This is a genomic window from Streptomyces sp. NPDC050264 (assembly GCF_040655895.1).
Lineage (GTDB): Bacteria > Actinomycetota > Actinomycetes > Streptomycetales > Streptomycetaceae > Streptomyces.
Map to the genome: position 1 here is coordinate 287,633 of NZ_JBFAKV010000002.1, position 26,293 is coordinate 313,925.

A 26,293-nucleotide genomic window follows, 5' to 3' on the forward strand; every position below is an offset into this window, starting at 1 on the left:
TGCACGGGCAGCGGCTTCGGGGTGAGGTCGAGCGGGGGCGCCGGGGCAGCGGTGGCCGGCCGCGGTACGGAGTGCTCGGGGTCCGGCGCTGGGTGAGGCTTTTCCGGTGCCGGCGGGGTGTCCTCCGGGCCCGGTCCGGGGTGAGGCTCGACCAGCTCGGACAGGCGGCTCAGCGCGCTGGTCTCGGGGCCCGGGGGTTCCAACGGGGCGGCCGGGCGCGGCCGCGGTGCGGTGGCTGCCCGCTTCGTGCGGACCGTGCCCGGGTTGGGACGGGCCTCGCCCGGACGGCGCACCGGCAGCGGGGACTTGGCGCGGTCCGTGGCCGCACCCTCGCCGTTGCTCTCCACGGGGTTCACCACGCCTGCCGGGCCGCAGCCCGCGTCGGCACCAGCGGACCAGTCATCCTCGCCCCCACGTGGAACATCATCGGCAGACCCCCGCATCGAGCCAGTTCGCAGTCACTTGTGCCATGTGTGGCCCCTGCGGACCTCCGGCCGCGAAAGCCTATCCTCCCTTACTCGTAGCACTGGCAAAGCCCTGGGCGTTCCGGCCAGAGCAGGGATCCCGGGTCACGCCTCCAACTGCCGTGCCCGCCCTGCCCCCGCCCCCGCGATCCCCATTGGCACACACAGCACCGCGAGCAGGGTCAGCGGGACCGTCCAGCCGCCCGTCGCGTCGTGCAGCGCGCCCAGCAGGAACGGGCCCGCGGCGGCGAGCAGATAGCCGACGCCCTGCGCCATGCCGGACATCTCGGCGGCCCGCACCGCGTCGGGGGAGCGCAGCACGATCACCGCGAGGGCCGTACTGATGAGCAGGCCGGAACCGAAGCCCTGCATCAGCATCCACGCGTAGGCCCCGCCGACGGGCGCGACCATCAGGCCGATGAGGGAGACGAAGAACAGGGCCGTGCCGGTGAGGGCGAACGGAACCTGGTTGCCGGAACGGCCGACGAGCGCGGTGAAGGCGAGCGAGCCCGCGATGCCGACGAGGCTCATCAGGGACAGCATCCAGCCTGCCTGCGTGCTGGACATGCCCTCACCGGTGAGCATCGCGGGGATCCAGGCGGCGCACGAGTAGTACTCCAGGGACTGCAGGCCCATGAGGAGCGTGATCTGCCAGGCGAGGCGCGAGTGGCGCAGCGGTGTGCGGGGGTCCGTCGCCGCCCCGGCCGCGACGGCCGGCACGTCCGTGCGGCGCAGCTGCGGCAGCCAGAGCAGGAACGCGAGTGCCGAGAGGACGGCCCAGACGCCGATCGCCCCGCGCCAGCCGAGCCCGAGCGCGTCGCCGAGCGGCACGGTCACCCCGGCCGCGAGGGCCGCGCCGCAGAACAGGGCCACCGAGTACAGGCCCATCATCAGGCCGGTGCGGTGGTGGAAGTGGCGCTTGATGACGCTGGGGACGAGCACGTTCGAGAGGGAGATCGCCGCGCCGAGCAGCACCGTGCCCGCGAAGAGCGCGGGCAGCCCGGGTGCGAGCCGCACCGCGATGCCCGCCGTGAGCAGAGCCATCATCGCGCCGAGCGCCCGCGTCATGCCGATCCGCCGGGACAGCTTCGCCGCGAACGGCGCCAGGATGCCGAAGCAGAGGATCGGCAGCGTGGTGAGCAGCCCCGCGAGGGAGCCGCTGAGCCCGGTGGAGCGGCGTATCGCGTCGAGCTCGGGGGAGACGGCCACGACGCCGGGCCGCAGATTCATGGCGATGAGCAGGATGCCCGCGGCCAGCAGCCCGCCCGCGGCCTGCGCGGGAACGGTCCTGGACGCGTCGGCGGAGCCGGGCTGAGCGGCGGTGGATGGGTCGGCACTGTGCGGCATGCCCACCAACGTAACATCCCATGTTTCGCGCACTCAATGCCTCGATAAGCCTCCAAAGCTAATAAATCGGGCGCTCAGCAGTTGGTAGATGTGGGATATTTGGCCCGAGAGTCGTTGACCGGGACGGCTCCTTGCGCGACCTGCCCGTACGAGAGAGGCCACCGCCTTGTCCGAAACAGCACAGACCGGCGCCACCCTGGTCCAGCGGACCATCGGGCGGATCGAGCGGAGCATCGAGAGCGGTGAATGGGCCGTCGGGGACCGCATTCCGGCGGAGGGGCAGCTCGTCGAGGCGTTCGGGGTGGGGCGCAACACGGTCCGCGAGGCCGTCCGGGCGCTGTGCCACACCGGGCTGCTGGAGGCGCGCCGCGGCGACGGGACATACGTGCGCGCGGCCAGCGACCTCAATGCCGCGCTCCAACGGCGGTTGCGCCGCGCCGAGTTGCGGCACGTGCTGCAGGTGCGCCTCGCTCTGGAGCGGGAGGCGGCGCCCGCCGCCGCGCTGCATCGCGGCGAGCAGGATCTGGCCCGTATCCTGTCCGCGTTGCTGGCGCGGCGCCGGGCGGACGAGAGCGGTGATCCGACCGCGTTCGTGGACCGGGACCTGGAGTTCCACCGGGCGGTCGTCGCCGCGAGCGGCAATCCGCTGATGACCGACTTGTACGAGAGCATCACGGCGTCGGTGCGGCACAGCATCGAGTCGCTGCGCCCGAGCTGGACGCCCGAGCTGCCCGGCGCCTCCGCGCACGACGATCTGGCGGAGGCGATCGCGCGCCGTGACCCGGAGGCGGCGACCAGGGCGGCGTGGGCGCATACGGAGACCGTGGAGGCGGCCATGGAGAAGATGGCGGAACGGAACGAGGGGGCCGGAGGGTGAGGCCCGCGCAGGGTGAGGTGCTGCACTTCTCCGAGGACCCGGGGATCACGGAGTTTTGCCCGCATGTCGCCATGACTGCCCGTCAATCCGACCCTTACGTATGGGCAGTTGACGCCGCGCAGGCTCCGGCCTACTGGTTCCCCCGGCAGTGTCCGCGTGCCATGGCCTGGGTCGTGGACGTCACGACGGAGGCCGACCGGCGTGCCGTGTTCGGCGCGATGGGTGAGAAGCGCGTCCACGTCATCGAGTACGGCTGGGCCGAGCGCTTCCGGACCGCGCGGCTCTACGCCTACCGGCTGCCCCTCGGCCCCTTCGCCCCCATCGGCGAACGTGTGCCGTACGCCTGGGTGGCCGCCGAGACCGTCGTACCGCTCGGCCCGCCCGAACCCGTCGGCGACCTGCTGACGCTCCATCAACAAGCCGACATACAACTGCGGTTCGTCAACAATCTCTGGACATTCTGGGACGCTGTCACCACCAGCACCCTGGGTTTCAGCGGCATCCGGCTGCGCAACGCGACCCCGCGCTGACCCCTGTCCGCGCCCCCCGACTCCGCTCTACGCTGTCTGTGCCTCACCGGGCTTCGAGGGGGAGTCGCATGAGCGATGGCATCGAGCGCACCCACGACAGCGGCCGACGGAAGGACCCCCCGGGCGGCGGGGAGCGCCTCGCCGACTGGGCCGACGGCCGACTCGGGATCTACCAGCTCGCCAAGACCCAGATGCGCAAGATCTTTCCGGACCACTGGTCCTTCATGTTCGGCGAGATCTGCCTCTACAGCTTCATCATTCTCATCCTGACCGGCGTCTTTCTGACCCTGTTCTTCGACCCCAGCACCGCCGAGGTCGTCTACAACGGCTCGTACACACCGCTCAGGGGCATCCTCATGACCCGGGCGTACGAGTCGACGGTCGACATCAGCATGGACGTGCGCGGCGGCCTGCTCATCCGGCAGATCCACCACTGGGCCGCGCTGGTCTTCGTCGCCGCGATGCTCGCGCACATGATGCGGGTCTTCTTCACGGGCGCCTTCCGCAAGCCGCGCGAGATCAACTGGCTGTTCGGCTGGACCCTGTTGATGCTCGGCATCGTCACCGGCCTCACCGGCTACTCGCTCCCCGACGACCTGCTCTCCGGTACGGGTCTGCGCTTTGCGCAGGGCGCCATCCTGTCGGTGCCGATCGTCGGGACGTATCTGGCGTTCTTCCTGTTCGGCGGCGAGTTCCCGGGCGAGGACTTCATCGCCCGTCTCTACCCCGTCCACATCCTGCTGCTGCCGGGCATCATGCTGGGCCTGGTCGTGGCCCATCTGATCCTGGTCTTCTACCACAAGCACACCCAGTTCGCGGGCCCCGGCCGCACCGAGAAGAACGTGGTCGGCGCGCCCTTCCTGCCCATCTACGTGGCCAAGGCGGGCGGCTTCTTCTTCCTCGTCTTCGGCGTGCTCGCGTTCATGGGGGCGGTCGCGACGATCAACCCGGTGTGGGCCTTCGGGCCGTACCGGACGGACCTCGTCACGACCGGTGCCCAGCCCGACTGGTACCTCGGCTTCTCCGAGGGGCTGATCCGGGTGATGCCGGGATGGGAGATCAACGGCTGGGGGCACACGTTGCAACTGGGCGTCTTCATCCCGTTCATGCTGTTCCCGCTGGTCATGGTGGCGATCGCGGTGTATCCGTTCGTGGAGGCGTGGGTCACGGGCGACCGGCGCGAGCACCACATCGCCCAGCGGCCGCGCAACCACCCGGTCCGCACCGGACTGGGCGTCGGCTGGCTGTCGCTGTACGCGGTCCTCCTGGTCGGCGGCGGCAACGACATAGTGGCCACGCATCTGCGCCTGTCCATCAACGCCATCACCTGGTTCGTGCGGATCGGATTCTTCGTCGTCCCGGTGCTCGCGTTCATCGTCACCCAGCGCATCTGCAACGGGCTGCAGCTCCGTGACCGCGAGAAGGCCCTGCACGGCCGTGAGTCCGGCACGATCAAGCGGCTGCCGCACGGCGAGTACATCGAGGTCCACGAGCCGCTCACCCGGGCCGAGTTGTACACCTTGAACATCCACGAGCAACCGAAGCCGTACGAGTTGGGGCCGGCGGTCGACGAGAACGGGGTGGAGCGGAAGTTCAGCGTGCGGCAGCGGATGCGTGCGCGGCTCGCCAAGGCGATGTACGGGCCGGGGACGTACGTGCCGAAGGCGACCGCCGAGGAGTACCGGGCGCTGCACGCCGGGTGGCACGAGTCCGAGCGGGACACGTCGGCGCACTGAGACCGGCCGGCCGGACACCAGGGGGAGCGGCATGCCGCTTCCCCTTCGTGCTGCGCCGCGAGAGCGTCTGTTCCTCCGCGGGCATCGCTGCTACCTTCTCGGAAACTAACAAATGTTTGGTAGGAAGGTGGCGGAGTCGCTGATGCCTGTCTCGCTCGCCTACGCGGAAAGCTCGCCGACGGACAAGGCGATCGCCGTCGTCGACGTCGACTACGCACCCGTCAACGCCCTCCCCGTGCAGGGCTGGTACGACCTCGCCGACACCCTGCGCGCGGCGGGCCGCGACCCCGACGTGCGGTGCGTCGTGCTCACCGCGTCCGGCCGCGGCTTCAACGCGGGCGTCGACATCAAGGAGATGCGGCGCGACAGCGGGCATGCGGCGCTGATCGGCGCGAACCGGGGCTGCGCGGAGGCGTTCGCCGCGGTGTACGAGTGCGAGGTGCCCGTCGTCGCCGCCGTGCAGGGCTTCTGCCTCGGCGGCGGCATCGGGCTCGTCGGGAACGCCGACGCGATCGTGGCGAGCGACGACGCCACGTTCGGCCTGCCCGAGCTGGACCGGGGGGCGCTCGGTGCCGCCACACACCTGGCCCGCCTGGTCCCGCAGCACCTGATGCGCACCCTCTACTACACCTCGCGGACCGTGACCGCAGCCGAGCTGCACGCGCACGGCTCGGTGTGGAAGGTCGTACCGCGCGACCGACTCAAGGAGTCGGCAATGGAGTTGGCGGGCGAGATCGCACACAAGGACGCTTACCTGCTGCGCCTCGCCAAGGCCGCCCTCAACGGCATCGACCCCGTCGACGTCCGCCGCAGCTACCGCTACGAGCAGGGCTTCACCTTCGAGGCGAACCTCAGCGGCGTCGCCGACCGGGTCCGCTCCACCTTCGGCGGCACCGCCCGTCGGGAGGCGAAGTGAGCACCGGCCCGATGACCGGGATGCCCGACAAGACCCTGACCGCCGACGAGGTGGCGGCCCGCCTGCGCAGCGGCATGACGATCGGCATCGGCGGCTGGGGATCGCGCCGCAAACCCATGGCGCTGGTACGGGCGCTGCTGCGCAGCGACCTCACCGACCTGACCGTCGTCTCCTACGGCGGCCCGGACGTCGGCCTGCTGGCCGCCGCCGGAAAGATCCGCAAGGTCGTGGCGCCCTTCGCCACCCTCGACACGATCCCCCTGGAGCCGCACTTCCGCGCCGCCCGCGAGCAGGGCCGCATCGAGCTGATGGAGGTCGACGAGGCCATGTTCATGTGGGGGCTGCGCGCCGCCGCGAACCGGCTGCCGTTCCTGCCCGTGCGGGCCGGCCTCGGCTCGGACGTCATGCGTGTCAACCCCGGTCTGCGGACGGTCACTTCACCGTACGAGGACGGGGAGACGTTCGTCGCGATGCCCGCCCTGTGTCTGGACGCGGCCCTCGTTCACGTGAACCGCGCCGACCGGTCGGGCAACGGCCAGTACCTGGGCCCCGACCCGTACTTCGACGACCTGTTCTGCGAGGCCGCCGAGGAGGCGTACGTCTCCTGCGAACGGATCGTGGACGGCGCCGAACTCGCCAAGGGCGGCCCCCCGCAGTCGCTGCTGATCAAACGGCACCGCGTCACCGGCGTCGTCGAGACACCGGACGGCGCGCACTTCACGTCCTGCGCGCCCGACTACGGACGCGACGAGGCGTTCCAGAAGCTGTACGCGACCACCCCGTTCGCGGAGCTGCGTGCGCGGTTCCTCGACGGGGACGAGCAGGCGTACCAGGCCGCGGTCGGGGCCTGGCGGCAGGAGCGGGAAGGCGGAGATCCACAGTGACGAGCACACCCGGTACGCCCGGCACGACGGACGGGACTTCGGCCGGGGGCGTGACCCGCGCGGAGTACTGCGTGATCGCCTGCGCGGAGGCGTGGCGCGGCAGCGGCGAGACGCTTGCCAGCCCCATGGGCCTGATCCCCGGCATCGGGGCGCGGCTCGCCCGCCGCACGTTCGCCCCCGGGCTGCTGATGACGGACGGCGAGGCCATGCTGATCGGCCCCGACGGGGAGCGCGAGGGCTGGCTGCCGTACCGCCAGCACCTGGAGTTCGTCACGCGCGGCGGCCGCCACGTGATGATGGGCGCGAGCCAGCTCGACCGCTTCGGCAACCAGAACATCTCCTGTATCGGCGACTGGCGCCAGCCGGCCCGCCAGCTTCTCGGAGTGCGCGGCGCGCCCGTCAACACCCTCAACAACCCGACGAGTTACTGGGTTCCCCGGCACTCCCGCCGGGTCTTCGTGGACAAGGTCGACATGGTGAGCGGCGTCGGCTACGACAACGCCGCCGCGGCCGGACCGTCCGCGACCCGCTTCCATCACCTGCCCCGCGTCGTCACCGACCTCGCCGTGCTGGACTTCGGCACACCGGACCACACGATGCGGCTCGCTTCGCTGCATCCCGGGGTCACGGTCGACGAGGTGCGCGAGGCGACGGGCTTCGAGCTGGTGCTGCCCGACGACATCCCGTACACCCGTGAGCCGACCGCACGTGAACTGAGGCTGATTCGCGACGAGTTGGACCCGAAGGCGCTGCGTCACCGCGAGGTGCCCGCGTGAGCGATGGGGTGGCGCCGCCGGGCCGGGCCTTCAAGACGGCGTTCACCGAACTCACCGGGGTGCGGCACCCGATCGTGCAGACCGGCATGGGCTGGGTCGCCGGGCCCCGGCTCGTCTCGGCGTCCGCGAACGCCGGAGCCCTCGGGGTGCTCGCCTCGGCGACCATGACCCCCGGCCAACTCCGTTCCGCCGTACGGGAGGTGAAGTCGCGCACGGACCAGCCCTTCGGCGTCAACCTGCGGGCCGACGCGGGGGACGCGCGCGACCGCGTACGGATCATCGTCGACGGGGGCGTGAAGGTGGCGTCGTTCGCCCTCGCGCCCTCCAAGGAGCTGATCGCCGAGCTGAAGGACGCGGGTGTCGTCGTCATCCCCTCCGTCGGAGCGCGCAGACACGCCGAGAAGGTCGCGGCGTGGGGCGCCGACGCGGTCGTCGTCCAAGGCGGCGAGGGCGGCGGCCATACGGGCGAGGTCGCCACCACCGTGCTGCTGCCGCAAGTGGTCGACGCCGTCGACATCCCCGTGATCGCCGCGGGCGGCTTCCACGACGGCCGGGGTCTCGTCGCGGCGCTCGCCTACGGCGCCGCCGGCATCGCGATGGGCACCCGCTTCCTGCTGACCTCCGAATCGACCGTGCCCGACGCAGTGAAGGCCCGCTATCTCGCCGCGGGCGTCAAGGACGTCACCGTCACCACAGCCGTCGACGGACTGCCGCACCGCATGCTGCGCAGCGAACTCGTCGCAGGTCTCGAACGCGCGGGCCGGCCCGCCGCCCTGCTGCGGGCGGTGCGGCACGCGGCGGCGTTCCGCAAGGCGTCCGGTCTCGGGTGGACCCGGATGGTCCGCGACGGCCTCGCGATGAGGCACGGAAAGGACCTGACCTGGAGCCAGACGCTGCTCGCGGCCAACACGCCCATGATGCTCAAGTCCGCGATGGTGGAAGGCGATCCGAGCGGTGGCGTCATGGCCTCCGGGCAGGTCGCGGGCCTCATCGAGGACCTGCCGTCCTGCCGCGAGCTGGTGGAGCGGATCGTGGCGGAGGCGGGGGAGACGCTGGAGAGGCTACGGGCGGTGTAAGGCGAAAGGGGGTGGCCCGCGGGCCACCCCCTGCCCCTACAAGCGCTCGATGATCGTCACGTTCGCCTGGCCGCCGCCCTCGCACATCGTCTGCAGGCCGAACCGGCCTCCGGTGCGCTCCAGTTCGTGCAGCAGCGTCGTCATCAGCTTCACGCCGGTCGCGCCCAGCGGATGGCCGAGAGCGATGGCACCGCCGTTGACGTTGACCTTGGCCGGGTCGGCGCCGGTCTCCTTCAGCCAGGCGAGGACCACCGGGGCGAACGCCTCGTTCATTTCCACCAGGTCGATCTCGTCGAGCGACATGCCGGTCTTCTTCAGCGCGTACGCCGTGGCGGGGATCGGCGCCGACAGCATCCGGATCGGGTCCTCGCCGCGTACGGAGAGATGGTGGACACGGGCGCGGGGCGTCAACCCGTGTTCGCGCACGGCCCGTTCGGACGCGAGGAGCAGCGCGGCCGCGCCGTCGGAGACCTGTGAGGAGCAGGCCGCCGTGATGGTGCCGCCCTCCATGACGGGCGCGAGCGTCGCCATCTTCTCCAGGGTCGTGTCCCGGCGCGGGCCCTCGTCGACGGTGACATCGCCGTACGCGACCGTCTCGCGCGCGAAGCGCCCCTCGTCGATGGCGCGGACCGCCCGCTGGTGCGACCGCAGCGCCCACTCCTCCATGGCGCGGCGCGAGATGCCCCACTTGTCGGCGATCAGCTGGGCGCCGTGGAACTGGTTCACGGGCTTCGTGCCGTACCGGGCGCGCCAGCCCGCGCTGCCCGCGTACGGGCCGTCCGTCAGGCCCAGCGGCTCGGCCGCCTGCCGGGAGGCGAACGCGATCGGGATCAGCGACATGTTCTGCGTGCCGCCCGCGACCACCAGGTCCTGCGTACCGGACAGCACGCCCTGCGCCGCGAAGTGCACGGCCTGCTGCGAGGAACCGCACTGCCGGTCGATCGTGACGCCCGGCACCTCCTCGGGCAGCCCGGCCGCGAGCCACGCGGTCCGCGCGATGTCACCGGCCTGCGGGCCGACCGTGTCGAGGCAGCCGAACACGACGTCCTCGACGGCGGCGGGGTCGACGCCGGTGCGCTCCACGAGCGCCTTGAGTACGTGCGCGCCCAGATCGGCGGGGTGCACGGCGGACAGGCCGCCCCGGCGCCGGCCCACCGGGGTGCGCACGGCGTCGACTATGTAAGCCTCGGGCATGGTCAACTCCTAATACCTGTAAGGGTGGTGGTACCGGGACGGGTCCGCTCAGGCATGCCGGTCGCTGACCGAGAGCACCTCGCCCGTCAGGTACGAGGAGTAGCCGCTGGCCAGGAACACGATGACGTTGGCCACCTCCCAGGGCTCGGCGTACCGGCCGAACGCCTCGCGGGACGTCAGCTCCTCCAGTAGCCCGGGCGACGTCACCTTCGCCAGGTGCGGATGCATGGCGAGGCTCGGGGAGACCGCGTTGACCCGGATGCCGTGCGCCGCCGCCTCGACGGACGCGCAGCGCGTCAGCGCCATCACGCCGGCCTTGGCGGCGGCGTAGTGCGCCTGGCCGGCCTGGGCGCGCCAGCCGAGCACGGAGGCGTTGTTGACGATCACGCCGCCGCGGCCCGCCGTCTTCATGAGCCGCAGCGCCGTGCGGGTGCAGCGGAACGTGCCGGTCAGCGTCACGTCGATGACCTTCGCCCACTGCTCGTCGGTCATCTCGGTCAGCTCGGCGGTGCCGCCGAGACCCGCGTTGTTCACCACGATGTCCAGGCCCCCGTGGAGTTGCTCGGCCAGCGCGAACAAGGCCCGCACCTGCTCCTCGTCGGTGACGTCGCACGGGGTTCCCGCCACGCGGCCGGCCCCGAACTCCTCGGCCAGGGCCCCGACGGTCTCGGCCGTGCGCCGGGCATGCGCGTCTCCTACGACGATCCGCGCGCCCTCCTCCAGGAAGCGGCGGGCGGTGGCGCCGCCGATGCCCGCGCCGGCCGCGGCGGTGAGCACGGCGGTCCGCCCCGCCAGCAGCTGGTGGCCGGGCTCGTACGGCGGCGGCGTGCTCATGCGCGTACCTCCATGGGCGACGTGGGCGAGGGCATCTCGACGGGCGTCCGCCCCGGAGGCTAATCTACCAAACACTTGTTAGGGAAGAAGGGGGCGCGAGTCCGATGGACCTGACGATCGACGCCGAGGACGCGGCGTTCCAGGAGCGGGCGCGCGCCTGGCTCGCCGCACACGTGCCGGACGAGCCGCCGCCCTCCCTGGAGACCGAGGAGGGCTTCGCCGCGCACCGGGAGTGGGAGCGCGAACTGGCCGCCGACCGCTGGTCCGTCGTCTCCTGGCCCGAGCGGTACGGCGGGCAGGGCGCCGGTCTCGTGCGGTGGCTGCTGTTCGAGGAGGCGTACTACGCGGCAGGGGCGCCCGGCCGGGTCTCGCAGAACGGCATCAACCTCCTCGCGCCGACCCTGTTCGACTACGGAACCGACGAGCAGCGGGCCCGGGTCCTGCCGTCCATGGCGAGCGGCGAGACCGTCTGGGCGCAGGCCTGGTCGGAGCCGGAGTCCGGCTCCGACCTCGCCTCCCTGCGTTCAACTGCGCTGCCGGTAAAGGGTGGTTGGCTGCTGAGCGGTCAGAAGACGTGGTCGTCGCGGGCGGCCTTCGCGGACCGGGCCTTCGGACTGTTCCGCAGCGATCCCGCCACCGGGAAGAGCGACAAGCCGCACCGCGGACTCAGCTACCTGATGTTCGACCTGCGCGCGCCGGGCGTCACGGTCCGTCCCGTTCCGCGCCTCGACGGCAAGCCGGCCTTCGCGGAACTCTTCCTCGACGACGTGTTCGTGCCCGACGCCGACGTCATCGGCGAGCCGGGACAGGGCTGGCGCATCGCCATGTCCGCGACCGGCAGCGAGCGCGGCCTGACCCTGCGCTCACCGGGCCGGTTCCTCGCGAGCGCTGGGGAGTTGGCGCGGCAGTGGCGGTCGGCCGGCGACCCGGCCGACACCGCGCTGCGGGACCGCGTCGCCGACGCCGTGATCGGCGCCCGGGCCTACGAACTGTTCACGTGGGCCCACGCCTCGCGCGCCCTCGACGGGCAGGACATCGGCGCCGAGTCCAGCCTGAACAAGGTCTTCTGGTCCGAGTACGACGTGAAGCTGCACGAGACCGCCCTCGAACTCGAAGGCGCCGAAGCCGAGTTGGCGGACGGCCGCTGGGCGGAAGGATATGTGTTCTCCCTGGCGGGGCCGGTCTACGCGGGGACGAACGAGATCCAGCGGGACATCATCGCCGAGCGGCTGCTCGGCCTGCCGAAGGGACGGCGCTGATGCGTTTCCTCCTCGACGCCGAGCAGCGGGAGTTCGGCCGTACCCTCGACGCGCTGCTCGGCGCGGCGGACGTCCCGGCGGCGGCCCGCGCCTGGGCCGCGGGCGACCCCGCGCCCGGCCGGGCGGTATGGCGCCGCGTCGCGGGCACCGGCCTGTTCGCCCTGGCCGTCCCGGAGGAGTCCGACGGCGTCGGTGAACTGCCCGTCGAACTCGCCGTCGCCTTTGAGCAATTGGGGCGGCACGCCGTTCCGGGCCCGTACGTGGAATCGGTGGCGGCGGCCTCCCTGTGCGCGGGGCTCGCACGTGAGGGTCCGGGCAAGAGCCTCCTGGACGGGCTGCTCACCGGGGAGACCATGGCCACGCTCCGCGTGCCGGGGAGCGGGCCGTACCTCCTGGACGCGGACGCGGCCGACGTGCTGCTCGTGGTGGAGGACGGCGGCAGTGACAGGGCCACCGCCCCCTGGACGCTGCGCGCCGCGCCCGGCCACGGTCCCGTCCGCGCCGGGCTCGACGCTTCCCGCCGTCACGCGGAACCGCTGCCCGGCGGTGACGTGCCGAGCGACACGGAGGCCGTACAGGACGCGGTCCTGCACGCCGCCGCGCTCGCCCGGCTCGCCACCGCCGCGCAGGCACTCGGCGTCGGCCGGGCGCTCCTCGACCGCACGGTCGCCTACGTGAAGCAGCGCACCCAGTTCGGGACCCCGGTCGGCGCGTTCCAGGCGGTCAAGCACCGGCTCGCCGACACCCTGATCGCCGTGGAGTTCGCCCGCCCGCTGGTCTTCGGCGCGGCCCTGACGATGCGCCCTGCGGACCTGGCCGCCGCCAAGGTGGCCGCGGGCGAGGCAGCCTACGCGGCGGCCCGCACCGCGCTGCAACTGCACGGCGCCATCGGCTACACCGCCGAGTTCGACCTGAGCCTGTGGCTCACGAAGGCCCGCGCCCTGCGGACCGCCTGGGGCACCCCGGGCGCGTGCCGCGCGGAGGTGCTCGCCGCGGGGTGAGGACCACGGGCATCCCCTCGCGTCACCCCGACGAGCCCTGCGCCGCGTACGCCCAGAAGTCCCGCATGACCGGTGGCAGCGGTGACGGCCCGGTCAGGGCGAGCTGGGTCAGCAGGATCGTCACCGTTCCCGTCGACGGGGTCAGGTGCGCCGCGGTGCCGCTGCCGCCCACCCAGCCGTAGCGGCCCGGCACGTTCCACGGTTCGCGGTGTTCGACGTCGACGGAGCCGCCGTAGCCCCACCCCGAACCCAGCGTGAACAGGTCGCTCGCCGTGCGCTGGGCCGCGGTCAGATGGTCCGTCGTCATCAGGCGCACCGATTCGGCGGAGAGCACGGGACCGCCGCCGTCGAGCAGCATGCGGGCGAACGCCCACCAGTCGTCCGCCGTGGAGACGAGCCCGCCGGCGCCGGAGGGGAACGCGGGCCGCTCGTTCCACTGGCCGTCCGGGGTGTCGACGCGCTCGGCGCCGCCGTCGGCCGTGGGGACGTAGGAGCTGGTGAAGCGGGAGCGCTTGGCGGCCGGGACCTCGAACGCGGTGTCGGCCATGCCGAGCGGCTCGAAGACCCGCTCGGCGAGGACGTCCGGCAGCGGGCGGCCGGTCACCCGCGAGACCAGGACGCCCTGGATGTCGGAGCACGTGTTGTAGAGCCACGCCTCGCCGGGCTGGTACAGCAGGGGAACGCGGCCGAGGGCGGCGAGCCAGGTGTCCGGCTCGGGCAGGCGCTGGGGCGCGTGCGGGTCCATCAGCGCGAACAGCGGCTGCACGGCGGGCAGCGAGAAGTCGGACGGGTAGCCCCAGCCCGCGCGGAACGTCAGCAGGTCCTCCACCGTGATCGGGCGGACCGCCGGCACGACGTCCTCGACCGGGCCCGCCGGATCCCGCACGACGTCCGGCGCGGCCAGCTCGGGCAGCCAGTGCCCGATCGGCGAATCGAGGGCGAGACGGCCCTCGTCGACCAGGGCCAGCACGGCCGCCGCCATGATCGGCTTGGTGAGGGAGGCGATGCGGAAGATCGCGTCGCGTGCGAGCGGCGCCGTGCCCTCGGCGTCGGCGTGCCCCACGCACGCCACCTCGGCCCGGTCGCCGCGTGCCACCAGGCCCACGGCGCCCGGCACAGGCCCCTTCGTGACGTGCGGGGCCAGGACCTCGGTCAAAGTGGTCTCGGTCATCGGGGTCACCCTCCTGCCAGGCGATGGCGTGTGTACGAGAAGGGTGACCGCCGAGCCGCGCTCAACTCATCGGTTCCCCGTCCCACAGCGTGTCGTGCGCCCGATGGGCGTCGGTGAGGCCGTTGGTGAAGAAGCGCTCGTAGTACTCGCCCTCCACGTGGTGCGCCTGCAGCCAGATCCCGGGCACGTGGATGGCGTCGGTGTGCGCGGGGAAACGGCGGTGCGTGGTCAGGATGTACGTACAGATGTCACGGGCGCAGTCGATGACACGCTCGTCGTACTCGCTGGCCTCGGCGAGATAGCGCTGTCCGTAGTCCTCCTTGTAGATGCGGGTGAAGACGTCCTTGTCGCCGTAGGTGCCACCCGTGCCGAACTTCGACCGGACGACCGAGTCGACCGCGTCCGCCATGGAGGCGTGGGCGGGCGGGCAGGCCGCCGCGATCAGCGGCGCGCCGGTCGCCGGGTCGGTCAGACCCACCGGCTGCGAACGCAGCGTGGCGTACTTGGGCAGCGGGACGTGCCAGCGCCACACATCGGCGAGACGCCAGCGCGGCGTGACGAACGTGAAGCCGAGCATCCTGCCGTACGTCCTGCTGAACTTCGGGTCGCCGAGGGCGATCTGCGGATTCAGCGACGCGTGGATCCAGGCGCCGAGCCCCATCGCCTCCGCCGTCAGCATGACCGTCTGCAGCAGGAGATCCGCCTCGATCTGGGTGCGCATCGGGCCGAGTGCGCCGAGCGGCAGCTTCAGGTCCTTGTTCAGGAAACCGTTGTCGATCCACTTCTTCACGCCCGCCGGACGGTACAGATTGCGGTCGTCGACGAGCGTCGGCCGGGCGCCGTCCGGCTGGGTGAGCAGATACATCAGGGCGTTGATGTACTGGTGCGAGAGATCGACCACGGGGAACAGGACGGTCGTGCCCGGCAGGTTGGACAGGAAGCGGTTCGAGTCCAGGTACGCCGGGAAGTCGCGCAGGCCCTCGGCCACGTCGAGCCGGCGGTCGAGGATCTTGACCTTCGTCCGCCGGGCGCGCTCGATCAGCGTCTGCGCGTCGAACTGTTCCTGCGGCGTCGGCGGCAGTTTGCGCAGGAAGTACGTGCCCTGGTCGTTGATCAGGAAGAAGTACGTGCCCTGCGCGTTGTCGGGGCTGCCGGCCGTACGGCCCGTCATGGTCAGATTCGGCTTGGCCATGATCGGCTTGCCGTCACGCGGGTCCTCGAACGGGCGGTCCGGCATGGTCAGGCCCGTCGCGCCGGTGACGGCGATCAGCACCGCCTCCTCCAGCTCGGTGAGCGGCTCGGCCTTGTGGTGCGACTGATAGCTCATCGACCCGGCCGGCACCGACGCACCCCGGGAGACCCGGTGGGTGCGCCGCCGCCAGACCGTCCGCAGGAACGGGCGGGCGAGCAGGTCGTCGAGGCCCCGGTTTCCCGAGCCCCCGTCAACTGCCGTCATCGGAGCCTCCGTTGCCGCTCGGCGACACCGGCCGCCACGGTGCGAACGCGCTCTCCTCGCGTGGCATCAGGCTCGCGAGCTCCGGGCAGTGGCGCTGCACGACGGACTTCATGCCGCCCTTCTCCACCCAGTCGATGCCGAGCGGCGTGTAGACCTCCGGGCGGTAGTCGACGGTGAGGAACCGGTCGCTCTGCAGCCGGCGCGACGCCATCAGGATGAAGACCCGGAACGCCGTGTCCGAGAAGCCGAAACCGGTCGGCGGGTTCTCCGCGAACAGGCCGACGACCGTGTCGATCTCGTCGACGTCGCGGTACACCTCCTTGAGGCGCGCCAGGGTCTCCGGCTCCCGCGTCAGGTCCTCGAAGCGGCGGATGCGGTCCTTGTGCAGGCCCGCGCGGAAGTCGTTGTAGCGCGGCACCCCGCGCCTGCGCGTGCGCACCAGGTCGACCACCGACAGGTCGATGATCTCGCCGTCGCGCTGGAAGTTCTGCAGCGACTTCGGGTAGTTGTGCAGCGTGATCGCGCCCGGGTGCGCGATGCCGAACGAGTACAGGGTGTTCGCCAGGCCGGTCTTGCGGATCTGGCTCTCCGCCGCGGCACCCTGGATGTCCTGGAAGCCGACGGTCTCCAGGCGCTGCCCGAAGTGGTGCTCGCGCAGCTCGTAGTCGTCGGGGATCAGCGGGTGCATCCGGTAGACGGTGACGAAGTCCTCGGTCAGCGAGTACGGCGCCCCGTGATGGTCCGGGAACGTCTTCGGGATGCCGGTCAGCGAGTGCGCCTCGAGCAGCCACAGGCCCAGCTGGTTCAGCCAGTTCCTGGGCGGACCCTCCCAGTTGGTGCGCAGGCCGATGTCGATGGCCTTCGTCGCGAGGATCGCCGGGGTCCACTCCACCGTGTGGATCTTCGCGATGAGCGCCGACACGACGAGCCGGGCCGTGTGGTAGATCCGGTCCTCGCTCATCGACGGGTACTCGGCGCGCAGCGCGTCGCACACCGTGTTGTGCTCGCGGGCGAACAGGGTGTGCATGGCGCTGAGCCCCATCCACCAGTTCTCCTTGAACCCGGCGATCGGGATCCCGCCGCGGTCGATCGGGAGGTGTCCGGCATCGAGCAACAGCCGTGCGCCGCCGTCGGGTTCACGCAGCTGCTTCGCCGTGGCCTCGTCGCCGCCGTACACCTCGGAGCCGTCCCACCAGTGCGAGGCGGTATTGCCGAAGAGGACCGGCGGCTGGTCGCCGGGCACCTCGATGCCGTCGTTGTCGCCGAACCGCATCACGCTCTCGGCCGGCCCGCCGGGGGAGTTGACCCACGTCCCGCCGCCCGGCGGCAGCGGCACCTCGACGGCCTTGCCGCCCTCGCCGTAGCGCCGGTGGTTCACCCAGTCGTGCACCTGGAACTGGATCCAGGCCGCCGCGAGGATGTTGAGGGACGTCGCCGGCACGAAGCTGTCCCGGGTGAGGAGCTGACGGCTGACCGTCACCGGGTTCGGCGTGTCGAACAGGTCCGGCCGGTACACGGGCTGGAGGTTGCGGCCGAACGCCGCGCCGACCGCGCCCATCTTCGGCGACGACAGATCGTTGAAGGAGCCGTCGTACGACCGTGAGGTGCGCAGCCGCTCGTCGACCGGGACCGGCACCTGCTCGGCCTTCGGCGGCGCCTCGGGCACGTCGGTGTCGATGAGGTTGAACCGGCGCAGCACCTTCCGCAGGAAGACCAGGTTGAGCAGGCTCGCCTCCAGGGGCAGCCGGTGCCACGGCACGACGCGGTTCAGGACGCGGAAGGTGAACGCGACCGGGACGTCGAGGACGCGGTTCCTGACCGGCTCCTCCGTGGTGAAGCGGATGTCGAGCCGCTGCGCGCTGCTCGCCCGGTAGGCGGCCTTGCGGGCCCGGTTGATGTTGCCCAGGGGCCTGAAGTCGTCCGTGGTGTACCAGGGGTTGAACGTCAGTTCCTCGATCCGCCGGGCCGCCGAACCGGCCTCGGCCGTCGTGACGTCCTGCTGCGGAATCGTCAGACGGGCCACCACGATGGGCGGCGTGATCGACTCCTGCCACTCCACGGACGCGTCCTCGACGGGCGTGCGGCGCTCGTCGACGTAGCGCTGCACACACAGGTCGAAGGCGAGGTCGGCGCGGGACAGGCGCCGGGCGAGGTCCTGGTGCAGGAAGTCCGGGTCGCCGCGGTCCGGGCGCGGCTCGGCGCCGCCACCGCCGGGGGCGGGCCGGAACAGATAGCGGACCGGTCCTGCCTCGGCCCACAGCATCGCGCCCCGGCTCCAGTAGCTCTCACGGGCCAGGCTGTCGACCGTGTGCCGGGTCGCCGCCTGGATGTTGGCGCGCATCCGGTTCGCGGTGCCCAGGCCCACCGCGAGCGGCAGCTTGACGAACAGCCCGAAGGCCTTCTCCAGCGGGGTGCGCGCGCCGGCCATCGCCTTGGCGAAGGCCACGAACTCGCGGGCGTTACGGGCGTGCGACACGGGGAAACTCGTCGCGATCAGGTCGTGGCTCTCGTCGCCCGTGACCTGGACGCGCACGGCGACGCCGTGCAGATCGGGCGCGCCGTCGGGGCCGCGCATCCCATTGGCGTTGGAGAGCCGCACCATCGCCGGATAGTCGGCGCCGGGCTGGGCGAAGCCGCTGCGCAGGGCGGCCGGAAGGTCGTCGGTGAAGCGCAGGCGGGCGTTCTCCACGCCGAGCACCGCCTTCGCGTGGAAGGCGCGCTGGTGGTGCGGGGCGCCACTGGCCCGCCGGTTCGCGACCTGCACCTCCATGATCTCTCGGGCGAGGCGTTCGAAGACGAGGCGCTCGGCCTCGGGGCTGCCGCCCTCGTACCGCTCGTACTGTGCCGATTCGTACGGTGTGTGACGTTCGGTCTCGGACATCGGTTGCCGTCCCTGTCGTGTGCTGTGCGTCGGGAGGTCGTGCGGGGCATGTCGGTCGAACGGGGGTCTCGTACGGGAAGGTCGTGCAACGGAGGAGGCCAGCGACGCTATCGGCGCCGCGAGGCGCCCCGCAGCGACGGTTCCCGCCATGTCCGCCACCCCGATACAGGTGTGAACTCCCTTACGCGGCAAGGGGTTTGGGCTCGTCAGCGGCGGCCACCGGATCGGCCGCCGGCCCGGCGCCGTACCCTGCGCCGCCCGCCCCTCACGCGCCTCTCCCGGCGGCGCCGCCGATGGCCGGTCAGCGACGCCTTGACGGCACTCCGCCCCGGTGGTGTGCTCGCAACCCGCCCAGGGAGGTCCCATGCGGGACACGACCGAGCACGGCCCCGCCTTCGCCGAGCTGCGCCCCCTCAAGGAGCCGACGTTCGTCGAGCCCGGCCGGCCGAGCTTTCCCGTCTACCCCGACCTGCTCGAACGCCTGCTGGACGACAAGGGGCACCCCGACCCGGACGGCGTCCTTCCGCACGTCCTCGCGACCCTGTCGGCGTACGCCTACGCCGGGTTCGCCCAGGGCGGCGACGCGCAGACGGTCGCCATGATGGCGACCCGGCTCGGCCTCGACGAGAACCGCTGCCGCCTCTTGGAACAGCGCGTCGACGCCCTGTACGTCGCCTCGGCCGCCTACCTCGTCCAGGACCGGGACCGGCGCGTCGCGATCCTCTGTTACCGCGGCACGCAGCCCGAGGACATCATCAGCATCCTCACCGACGCCGACGTGCACCCCGACACACTCCGCGTCGACCTCCACGGCGTACGCCACCCCGTGCACGCGGGCTTCTACCGCAACATGCGCGCCACCCGTCATCTGGTCCTGGAAGCCCTCGACCGGGCGGTGCGCGGCGAATCCGTCGACCCGCGCGAAGAGGGCACGCGGGGCGGCGGCCTCGAAGCGCTCTACATCACCGGCCACAGCCTCGGCGCGGCCATGGCGGCACTGATGGCGGTCACCCTCGTCCACGAACCGCGCTACGCCCGCATCGCCCGCTGTCTGCGCGCCGTCTACACCTTCGGCCAGCCCATGCTGGGCGGACCCGAGCTGGCCCGCGCCTGCGAAAGCGCCACCGACGTCAACGGCGGGCACCTGCTGCGCGACCGGCTCCTGCGCTACATCCACGACCGCGACGTCGTGCCCGCCCTGCCGCCGCGCCCCGTCGGCCCGTACGCCGCGTTCGGCCGCGAGTTCCACTACCGCAGGCCCCGCGCGGGCCTCGACGCCGTGTTCGCCGCCGCCGCCGACTCGGCGGCCGAGGCCATCTCGATCCCCGGTGACCTGCTCTCCGGCGTCATCCCCGTGCGCCGACTGCGCCGGCTCGCCGCGACACCGCGCCGGACCCGCGCACAGGGCTGGGTCGAGCGCCGCGACCCGGCCCTGCCCTACCCCCAGATGGAGAGCCTCGCGGGGCTCGCCGTCGTCGCGCCGCTCGCCTTCTTCGCGGCGCGCCTCGCACTGACCCGCTCTCTCCCCTTCAAGTACTCCTTCGAGGACCACGGCCCCGGCCACTATGTGAACGCGCTCGCGCCCGAAGGGGTGTTGAGCGAGTTCGGGGACGTGCGCTGAGGGCGGCGCGGCCCGGGACCCCGGTGACGGGCCGTCAGTCCCGGCACAGCTCCGCCACGGAGAGCTCCGCCGGGGCGCCCGGACGGAAGGCGATGACCGGGTCGTCCGCCACCCACTGGCCGCCGTCCAGCCGGACCGTGCGGACGGCGAGGGTGTGGGCGTCGCCCTCGCGGGCCACGAACACCTCGTTGTAGCCGTTGTGTTCGTCGGTCTCGCGGCTGCCGAGCGCGGGCGCCCCCGCGATCCGCGTCGTCCACTCCTGGCGGCCGCCGAGCAGCCGTTCGGCGGCCAGGAACCCCAGGTGCGTATGGCCGTGCAGGACCAGCGACGTCTCGGCGGCGGCCAGCGCCCGCTTGGCCTGACCGGCGTTGACGACACCCGAGTACGGGGCGATCTCCACCGCCGGGACCGGGGAGAGCGGGTGGTGCAGGGCGGCGAGCGTGGTGTAGCCCTGGTCGGGGGCGAGCCGGTCGAGCACGGCGCGCGAGACGACCCCGGGGTCGATCCGCTCGAAGTCCAGTATCAGCGCCGACAGCTGGCTCTCCTCCAGCGTGTGGGCGAACTCCTCCTGAGCCGTCTCCAGCTTCTGCCGGTCCTCGTCGCGCGCCGCCTCGCCGCCCGACTCCGCGGAGCCGAGCAGCGCGATCCGCAGCCCCGCCTCCGGGTACTTCACGTACAGGCGGCGCCGGTCGTGCCGGGGCTCCTGGAGATCGGGGTGCGGGAACCCGGCGAAGGTCCGCGCGAACCACTCGTGCCGCGCCGCGGGCCGCGGATCGAGGGTCAGGTCCCACGACACGTCGTGGTTGCCGCCGACCAGCAGGACCCGCGGATCGTCCGCGCGCAGGTCCGGATGGTCCGCGAGCGCCTTCCCCGCCTCGCGCAACCAGTTGAGCGCGAGGGTGCCGAACGTGTCGTGCGGCCGGTTCACCAGATCGCCCGTCACGACCAACAGGTGGGGCGCGCGGCCGAGTCCACCGAGCTGGCGCAGATGCTCCAGATAGCTGTCCATGGGGGAGCCCGCGCCCGCGAGGGAGGCCAGCCTGCGGCCCGCCTCGGTGCCGTCCTTGGCGTCGACGTTCGACCGCAGGTTGCCGCCGTGGTGCAGGTCGGACACGTGGTGGAGGCGGAGCACCTCGGGCAGATGGTGGGCGAGGACCGGGTCGGCGGCCGGGTCGGCGGCGCCGGTCCGCGCCTGCGCGGTCCGGTCGTCGGGCTCGGCCACGCCCACCCCGGAGCGGCGCCAGCGATGCGCGCGCAGCCGTGCGCGGCCCGCCTCCGACATGCCGTTGTGGAACCACTGGTCGATGTAGGCGTGGCGCTGCATGGCCTCGTCGTACGCCGCACGGTCGAGCGCCTCGGTGTCCTCCCGCAGCGCCGGGTGCAACTCGGCGCAATGCAGCGCCAGTTCGAGCAGGAACGGGGTCTGCAGCCAGCCGGGGAAGGAGTCGCGGAGCAGCTCCACCACCCGGGGCGCCCAGCCCGGGGCGCGCCCGGCCATCCGGGCGCACTCCTCGGGCGAGAGCACCGGCGGCCGCAGTACGTCCTTGGGGTGGTCGACGCCCAAGTACGGTCCGAGCAGCTCGTGTTCGGCAGGTGTCGCGAGGACCACGGGGACCATCCCGGCCTCCCGCACCTGTTCGAGCCCCGCGGCGAGCACGGCCGGGTCGACACCGGGCCCGCGCCCGCCCGCCGCGGAGAGCGCGGGCTCGTCGACGAACAGCACCGTGCCCGGGTCCGACGCCGGCGCCGCGCGCCTGCCGATGAGCCCGATGAGACAGCCGAGCCCCGCCCGGCGGACGGTGGCCTCGCCGGAGCGCAGATCGATCCGGCGTGCCCGGCCGGGGGCCTGCGCCCGCTCGGCGGCCTGCGCCAGCCAGCTCTTCCCGGCGCGCCGCGCCATCACGACCGCCCAGGCGGTGCTGTTGGGCTGCTGGCCCTCCACCATCGGGCGGGCCCACGCGGGGACCGCGCCGTCGGCGAAGCGGATGTCGAGGTCGTGGCGGTAGGCCTGGCTGGGCCAGAAGTCGGTCATCGTCGTCATTCCTGGATGCCTGGGGAGCGGGGGAGACGGACAGGGGCGGGCGGGGCGGACCGCGGGGCGCCGGTCACGGCCGGGACTCCGCGTCGCGCAGGGAGCTCTCGCTGTGGCCGATCCAGTCGAAGAACGGCCGGTCGGACAGCCATCGGTTGTGGTGGCGGAGCAGCCCCACCTCGCGCAGGTCGTTGCGCTGGGCGCGGGCCGCGTCCACCGGCACGTGGCCGGGGTCGGCGAGCAGCGCGGCGCGTCCGGCCCGGCCGATCTCCTCCCAGCGGGCCCGGAAGTGGTGGTCCCACTCCACGATCAGCCGCTGCTCCACGAGCTCGGCCAGGGCCCCGTCGTCGGAGAGCGGCCGGACCTCGTTGGCCTGCGCCGCCCTGACCACCGCGTCGCCGACGACCTGGAGGTAGAACGGCCAGGTGCCGACCAGGTCGAGGACGGCCCGGCCGGTGCGGTCGGGCGCGATGTTCACCCCGAGGTTCTCCGCCGTGCCGGTGAGGAACTTCAGCGCCGACTGGTCGTCCAGCGGGCCCAGCACCCGCGCGTTCACGTCGTTGCCGAAGCTCGACCCCGGCGCGGTCAGCGCCCAGCGCACCACCCGGTGCCAGTCCTTCTCGGTGCCCGTGTAGACGAACCAGGCCCCCGCCTGCCCCAGGTCGCGCAGCCACGAGACCACCCCCGGGTCGTAGTTGACGAGCCGTCCGATCTCGTCCAGCAGGAACGCCATCCGGTCCGAGCCGGAGCGCTTGCCCACCTTGTTGATCAGCCGCTGGGCCGCGCCGGGCCCGGAGAGCCTGCGGTCCAGGAGGTGGGCCAGCGCGTCCGGGGTGTCGACCTGCCCGCCGGCCGGCAGCACCATGATGGGCCGGACAGCCGTCGCGCCGTCGGCGCGCAGCCGCCGCCACAGCTCCTCCAGCACCCACGTCTTGCCCGCCCTGCGCGGCCCGAGGAGGGCGACCGAGGCGCCGGTGGCATGCCGGTCCCGCAGCCAGGCCAGCTCCGCCTCCCGCCCCACCGGCCTGCCCTTTCCCGTCCCCACGTGGAACTGGTCGGCCACCAGCGGCAGATCCTCGATACGGAACGGGCGCTGGCTGCCCTGGACCACGGAGTCGCGGCCGCGCGCCTGGGCCGCGTAACGCGCCAGCGCGTCGGTCTGGCCCTGCCGCGTCGTCGGCCCCGGCAGCGTCGCGATCTGCAGCAGCCGCCCGCTCTCGGCGCTCAACGCCCGCCCCGCGGGCTGCACTTCGGGCACCCGCCGCCGGGTGAGCCCCACACTCGCGTACGAGTCGGGGTCCGGCAGGCGCAGCACCAGGAGCCGCTTGGTCAGCGAGACGAGCCGCCGGTTGTTGAGGATCTGGGAGCCGCCCGCGAGAACCGTGCAGACCCCGACCTGCGGCCCGCCGCGCAGCACCGCGTACAGGTCGTCCACGGCGCCGCCGCCGTCGGTCGAGCCCATGCTGGTCAGGAACTCCTCCCAGCCGTCGAGGAGAACGAGGAGGTAGTGCATCCGGCGCGGGCCCGCCACCGACTGCCGCTGCGCGCCGATGTCCGCGAAGCCGCCGTGCGAGAGCAGCTCCTGGCGCCTGCGCACGGTGGCGGTGAGCATGCCGAGCAGCCGCACCATGTGGTCGGGCCGGCCCAGGTGCACGACGGCGCCGCAGTGCGGGAGTTCGGTCAGGGCCTGCAGCGCGCCGTCACCGCAGTCGATGCCGTACACGTGGATGTCGGCCGCGCTGTGCTGGCGGGCCACCGCCGCGGCGAGCGTGCGCAGGAACTGCGAGCGGCCCGTGCGGGGCGCGCCCGCGATCCGCAGGTTGCCGTCCCGCGCCAGGTCGAGGATGGCCGGGCGCTGGGTCTGCTCCTCGGGCGCGTCCTCCAGGCCGAACGCGAGGGGCGCGAGGCCCCGGCCGCGCGAGGGCGGCCGGATGTCGGAGAGCGGCAGCACCTCCTTGAGGGGCGGCGGCAGGGGAGTGGGCGGCGCCGCGACGGACAGCAGCGTGGTGGCCTCGCAGAGGGCGTCCACCAGGAGGGCGAGATCCGTCGTGCCGACCGAGTCCGGTTCGGCCCGCACGGTCAGCGGGGTGCGCGGCTGGGAACCGTAGGGCGCGATCTCGTGCACGCCGACCGTCTCGCGTCCGGCGGGCCGGTGCAGGCCGACGACGCGGGCGGTCTGGACGAGCAGCGGGTCGGAGGTGCCGGTCCTGATCAGGGCGACGCCGGGGGACGACGTGCTCAGCTGGGCGGCGTCCGGCGCGTCGATGACGTCCTGGCTCTCGGCCGCGTTGCTGAGCCGCAGCGCGATCCGCAGGTTGGTCAGGGCACGGATCTCCGCACTGACCACACCCGAGGGCCGCTGGGTGGCGTAGACGAGGTGCACGCCCAGCGAGCGTCCGCGCCGGGCGATGTCGATCATGCCCGACAGGAAGCCGGGTTCCTCGGCGGACAGCGAGGCGAACTCGTCCATGACGATGACGAGCCGGGGCAGCGGCGCCAGCCAGGGGTCGGAGCCCTCCGGTTCCCGGGCGCGCAGTTCCGCGTACTCACCGATGTCCTTCACGTGCGCTTCGAGGAGCCGCCGCTCGCGGCGGCGCAGTTCGGCGCCGAGCCCTTCGAGGACGCGGTCGCCGAGACCGGGCCCCACGTCGTTGACGACGGCCACGGTGTGCGGCAGCCGCACCAGGTCGCGGAAGGCCGCGCTGCCCTTGTGGTCGACGAGCATGAACGTCATCTCGTCCGGTCTGTTCGCCACCGCGAGCGAGGCGATCCAGGTGCACAGAAACTCCGTCTTGCCCGACCCGGTGGTGCCCGCGACCAGGGCGTGCGGCCCGTCCCTGAGCAGGTCGAGCGCGACCGGGGTGGGCATGGAGCGCCCGATGAGCGCCTCGGTGCCGCGCGGCGAAGCCTCCCAGCGGGCGGCGATCTCACGGGTGTCGGGCGTGCCGAGGCCGAGCAGGTCGAGGAGGCGGTGCGGCCGGGGACGCAGGTCGTCGGCGGCGGCGTCCCGCAAGGGGGCGACGGCCCGGGCCATGCGGTCCAGCCACTCGTCGGACACGGTGTCGGCGATCCCCGTGATGTCGGCGCCGCCTCCCGTCGTCAAGGTGAAGGCCGTGGCGCTCGGCGCCCCCGCGACGGACCGCGGCGGAATCTGCTCGACCTCCACCACGGCCGCGCACTCCTGGGGCAGCGACCGCCCGTCCGGGGCCAGACAGATGGCGAACACCCCGGCGGCCGGGCCCTCGCGCAGCAGCTGCGACACACCGGGGAGCGAGGTGAGCGAGCGGGCGCCGTCGAGGACCAGCACCAGACTGCGGCGGGTGCCCTCCGCGTACGGCACCGGTCTGCTCTGCCGCTCGCGCAGCGTCGTCAAGGACTCGGAGACCTGTCGCAGATGGCCGGTGCTGTCGCAGCTGATGCGGGGCCGGCTCTCCCTGTCGTACGAGCGCAGGCCGGGCAGCCACCGCGCGAACCGCCAGTCGGCCGCACCGGAGGACGTCGTGAGCACCCGCACCCCGACATCGGCCGGGCTGTGCAGCAGCCCCACCTGCGCGACCAGCCAGGCGGCGAGGCGCCGCGAGACCTGGGCGGGACCCGCGATGCCCAGGACGCCGGTGGCGGGCAGGGCGAGCGGGATGGGGATGGAGTACGCCGACACGTCGGTGACCCCGAGCCGCAGATGCAGATGGTCCTCGTCCGTGCCCCGGCGCTCCCACAGCCGGGCCGTGTCGCCGTAGGCCCACGCCATGATGTCGTCCGGGCCCGGATCACCGTGGGCCGCATAGGCCTTGACCTCTTCGCGCGCCCGTTTCGCGGCACGGCGCTTCCTGAACCTGGCGGCGCCGGGCCGGGCCAGGATCCGCACCACGTCGTCCGGGAGCGCGGGCGGCAGCGCCCGCGGCGGCCTGCGGAACATCAGGGTGCCGTCGCCCCCCGGCGTCAGCAGATCCTGCGGCAGGTCGGTGAAGTCCGGCCCCACCGGGTCCGGCGGCGCGGGCGGCCGGCCGAGCCAGACCGTGCAGCCGTCCCGCAGCGGTGATTCGTCGAGCGACGCGTCGAGCGCCACCTCTCCCGTGTCGCGCAGGGAGAGGGACTGCACCTCCGCGAGCCCGCACATCCGGCCCAGCGCTCCCGCGACGGCCCGCACCGGCGTGTCCCCGGCCGCCGTCACCGCCACGTCCCGTTCCACGCCGTCCGGCGCGACCACCGTGAAGATCCGCCCCATGCCCTTCGCCCCC

General features: G+C 72.7%; 18 protein-coding genes and 1 pseudogene. 10 read left to right on the forward strand and 9 right to left on the reverse strand.

Annotation, left to right across the window (positions count from 1 at the left end; genetic code table 11):
* A pseudogene (locus tag AB0J02_RS04060) lies at nucleotides 1-347 on the reverse strand (hypothetical protein); the annotation flags it as partial.
* Between the two features lie 222 nt (nucleotides 348-569).
* Complete coding sequence (locus AB0J02_RS04065) at nucleotides 570-1,811, reverse strand: MFS transporter (RefSeq protein WP_363191980.1); 1,242 nt, start codon at nucleotides 1,809-1,811, stop codon at nucleotides 570-572.
* A 166-nt stretch (nucleotides 1,812-1,977) separates the two neighbouring features.
* On the opposite strand from AB0J02_RS04065, the gene AB0J02_RS04070 reads away from it, so the two are divergent.
* The 7 genes from AB0J02_RS04070 to AB0J02_RS04100 all read left to right on the forward strand — a co-directional run bounded on the left by AB0J02_RS04070 (nucleotide 1,978) and on the right by AB0J02_RS04100 (nucleotide 8,606).
* Entirely contained in the window at nucleotides 1,978-2,688 is a 711-nt protein-coding gene (locus AB0J02_RS04070) for a FadR/GntR family transcriptional regulator (protein ID WP_363191981.1), read from the forward strand.
* Nucleotides 2,689-2,705: 17 nt separating this feature from the next.
* Complete coding sequence (locus AB0J02_RS04075) at nucleotides 2,706-3,218, forward strand: DUF6886 family protein (protein ID WP_363192197.1); 513 nt, start codon at nucleotides 2,706-2,708, stop codon at nucleotides 3,216-3,218.
* Nucleotides 3,219-3,286: 68 nt separating this feature from the next.
* The gene (locus tag AB0J02_RS04080; protein WP_363191982.1) at nucleotides 3,287-4,954 is read left to right on the forward strand and encodes a cytochrome bc complex cytochrome b subunit; all 1,668 of its coding nucleotides are present in this window, start codon (nucleotides 3,287-3,289) and stop codon (nucleotides 4,952-4,954) included.
* Between the two features lie 142 nt (nucleotides 4,955-5,096).
* Nucleotides 5,097-5,870, forward strand: a complete 774-nt coding sequence (locus AB0J02_RS04085) for an enoyl-CoA hydratase family protein (RefSeq protein ID WP_363191983.1) — start codon at nucleotides 5,097-5,099, stop codon at nucleotides 5,868-5,870.
* A gap of 20 nt (nucleotides 5,871-5,890) precedes the next feature.
* Nucleotides 5,891-6,754 (forward strand): CoA-transferase, encoded by an 864-nt coding sequence (locus AB0J02_RS04090; RefSeq protein WP_363192198.1) that lies wholly within the window; start codon nucleotides 5,891-5,893, stop codon nucleotides 6,752-6,754.
* Complete coding sequence (locus AB0J02_RS04095; RefSeq protein WP_363191984.1) at nucleotides 6,751-7,530, forward strand: CoA-transferase; 780 nt, start codon at nucleotides 6,751-6,753, stop codon at nucleotides 7,528-7,530. Before AB0J02_RS04090 ends, AB0J02_RS04095 begins: the two co-directional genes overlap by 4 nt.
* Nucleotides 7,527-8,606 carry a nitronate monooxygenase gene (locus AB0J02_RS04100; RefSeq protein WP_363191985.1) on the forward strand — a complete coding sequence of 360 codons (1,080 nt, stop codon included), beginning with the start codon at nucleotides 7,527-7,529 and terminating at the stop codon, nucleotides 8,604-8,606. The genes AB0J02_RS04095 and AB0J02_RS04100 overlap by 4 nt, the downstream gene beginning before the upstream one ends.
* 36 nt (nucleotides 8,607-8,642) lie before the next feature.
* On the opposite strand, the gene AB0J02_RS04105 is transcribed toward AB0J02_RS04100, so the two are convergent.
* Together AB0J02_RS04105 and AB0J02_RS04110 are read right to left on the reverse strand one after the other, a co-directional pair.
* Nucleotides 8,643-9,800, reverse strand: coding sequence for an acetyl-CoA C-acetyltransferase (locus tag AB0J02_RS04105; protein ID WP_363191986.1), 1,158 nt, complete (start codon nucleotides 9,798-9,800; stop codon nucleotides 8,643-8,645).
* Nucleotides 9,801-9,848: 48 nt separating this feature from the next.
* The gene (locus tag AB0J02_RS04110; protein WP_363191987.1) at nucleotides 9,849-10,634 is read right to left on the reverse strand and encodes an SDR family oxidoreductase; all 786 of its coding nucleotides are present in this window, start codon (nucleotides 10,632-10,634) and stop codon (nucleotides 9,849-9,851) included.
* Nucleotides 10,635-10,738: 104 nt separating this feature from the next.
* Between AB0J02_RS04110 and AB0J02_RS04115 the strand changes: the two genes are divergently transcribed.
* A complete protein-coding gene (locus tag AB0J02_RS04115; RefSeq protein ID WP_363191988.1) occupies nucleotides 10,739-11,893 on the forward strand; it encodes an acyl-CoA dehydrogenase family protein in 1,155 nt (384 codons plus the stop codon).
* The gene (locus AB0J02_RS04120) at nucleotides 11,893-12,894 is read left to right on the forward strand and encodes an acyl-CoA dehydrogenase family protein (RefSeq protein WP_363191989.1); all 1,002 of its coding nucleotides are present in this window, start codon (nucleotides 11,893-11,895) and stop codon (nucleotides 12,892-12,894) included. The genes AB0J02_RS04115 and AB0J02_RS04120 overlap by 1 nt, the downstream gene beginning before the upstream one ends.
* 22 nt (nucleotides 12,895-12,916) lie before the next feature.
* Here AB0J02_RS04120 and AB0J02_RS04125 read toward each other — a convergent pair whose 3' ends face one another.
* The 3 genes from AB0J02_RS04125 to AB0J02_RS04135 form a co-directional block, all read right to left on the reverse strand.
* Nucleotides 12,917-14,065 (reverse strand): serine hydrolase domain-containing protein, encoded by a 1,149-nt coding sequence (locus AB0J02_RS04125; protein WP_363191990.1) that lies wholly within the window; start codon nucleotides 14,063-14,065, stop codon nucleotides 12,917-12,919.
* 61 nt (nucleotides 14,066-14,126) lie between these two features.
* Nucleotides 14,127-15,521, reverse strand: coding sequence for a hypothetical protein (locus AB0J02_RS04130; protein ID WP_363191991.1), 1,395 nt, complete (start codon nucleotides 15,519-15,521; stop codon nucleotides 14,127-14,129).
* Nucleotides 15,508-18,402 (reverse strand): peroxidase family protein, encoded by a 2,895-nt coding sequence (locus AB0J02_RS04135; RefSeq protein WP_363191992.1) that lies wholly within the window; start codon nucleotides 18,400-18,402, stop codon nucleotides 15,508-15,510. Before AB0J02_RS04135 ends, AB0J02_RS04130 begins: the two co-directional genes overlap by 14 nt.
* A 364-nt stretch (nucleotides 18,403-18,766) precedes the next feature.
* Here AB0J02_RS04135 and AB0J02_RS04140 point away from each other — a divergent pair, with 364 nt between their 5' ends.
* Nucleotides 18,767-20,023 (forward strand): hypothetical protein, encoded by a 1,257-nt coding sequence (locus AB0J02_RS04140; RefSeq protein WP_363191993.1) that lies wholly within the window; start codon nucleotides 18,767-18,769, stop codon nucleotides 20,021-20,023.
* A gap of 34 nt (nucleotides 20,024-20,057) precedes the next feature.
* Here the strand turns inward: AB0J02_RS04140 and AB0J02_RS04145 are convergent, their stop codons facing one another.
* Together AB0J02_RS04145 and AB0J02_RS04150 are read right to left on the reverse strand one after the other, a co-directional pair.
* Nucleotides 20,058-22,055: a metallophosphoesterase gene (locus tag AB0J02_RS04145; protein ID WP_363191994.1), complete on the reverse strand. Its 1,998-nt coding sequence runs from the start codon at nucleotides 22,053-22,055 to the stop codon at nucleotides 20,058-20,060.
* A gap of 73 nt (nucleotides 22,056-22,128) precedes the next feature.
* On the reverse strand, nucleotides 22,129-26,280 hold the full coding sequence (locus AB0J02_RS04150) for an FtsK/SpoIIIE domain-containing protein (protein WP_363191996.1): 4,152 nt from the start codon (nucleotides 26,278-26,280) through the stop codon (nucleotides 22,129-22,131).
* Nucleotides 26,281-26,293 lie beyond the last annotated feature (13 nt).

What these genes read in the sequence shown, in the direction of transcription:
- AB0J02_RS04065 (WP_363191980.1), bottom strand. Translation starts at nt 1,811, where the DNA reads ATGCCGCACAGTGCCGACCCATCCACCGCCGCTCAGCCCGGCTCCGCC.
- AB0J02_RS04080 (WP_363191982.1), top strand. Translation starts at nt 3,287, where the DNA reads ATGAGCGATGGCATCGAGCGCACCCACGACAGCGGCCGACGGAAGGAC.
- AB0J02_RS04085 (WP_363191983.1), top strand. Translation starts at nt 5,097, where the DNA reads ATGCCTGTCTCGCTCGCCTACGCGGAAAGCTCGCCGACGGACAAGGCG.
- AB0J02_RS04090 (WP_363192198.1), top strand. Translation starts at nt 5,891, where the DNA reads ATGCCCGACAAGACCCTGACCGCCGACGAGGTGGCGGCCCGCCTGCGC.
- AB0J02_RS04105 (WP_363191986.1), bottom strand. Translation starts at nt 9,800, where the DNA reads ATGCCCGAGGCTTACATAGTCGACGCCGTGCGCACCCCGGTGGGCCGG.
- AB0J02_RS04110 (WP_363191987.1), bottom strand. Translation starts at nt 10,634, where the DNA reads ATGAGCACGCCGCCGCCGTACGAGCCCGGCCACCAGCTGCTGGCGGGG.
- AB0J02_RS04115 (WP_363191988.1), top strand. Translation starts at nt 10,739, where the DNA reads ATGGACCTGACGATCGACGCCGAGGACGCGGCGTTCCAGGAGCGGGCG.
- AB0J02_RS04120 (WP_363191989.1), top strand. Translation starts at nt 11,893, where the DNA reads ATGCGTTTCCTCCTCGACGCCGAGCAGCGGGAGTTCGGCCGTACCCTC.
- AB0J02_RS04125 (WP_363191990.1), bottom strand. Translation starts at nt 14,065, where the DNA reads ATGACCGAGACCACTTTGACCGAGGTCCTGGCCCCGCACGTCACGAAG.
- AB0J02_RS04130 (WP_363191991.1), bottom strand. Translation starts at nt 15,521, where the DNA reads ATGACGGCAGTTGACGGGGGCTCGGGAAACCGGGGCCTCGACGACCTG.
- AB0J02_RS04135 (WP_363191992.1), bottom strand. Translation starts at nt 18,402, where the DNA reads ATGTCCGAGACCGAACGTCACACACCGTACGAATCGGCACAGTACGAG.
- AB0J02_RS04140 (WP_363191993.1), top strand. Translation starts at nt 18,767, where the DNA reads ATGCGGGACACGACCGAGCACGGCCCCGCCTTCGCCGAGCTGCGCCCC.
- AB0J02_RS04145 (WP_363191994.1), bottom strand. Translation starts at nt 22,055, where the DNA reads ATGACCGACTTCTGGCCCAGCCAGGCCTACCGCCACGACCTCGACATC.
- AB0J02_RS04150 (WP_363191996.1), bottom strand. Translation starts at nt 26,280, where the DNA reads ATGGGGCGGATCTTCACGGTGGTCGCGCCGGACGGCGTGGAACGGGAC.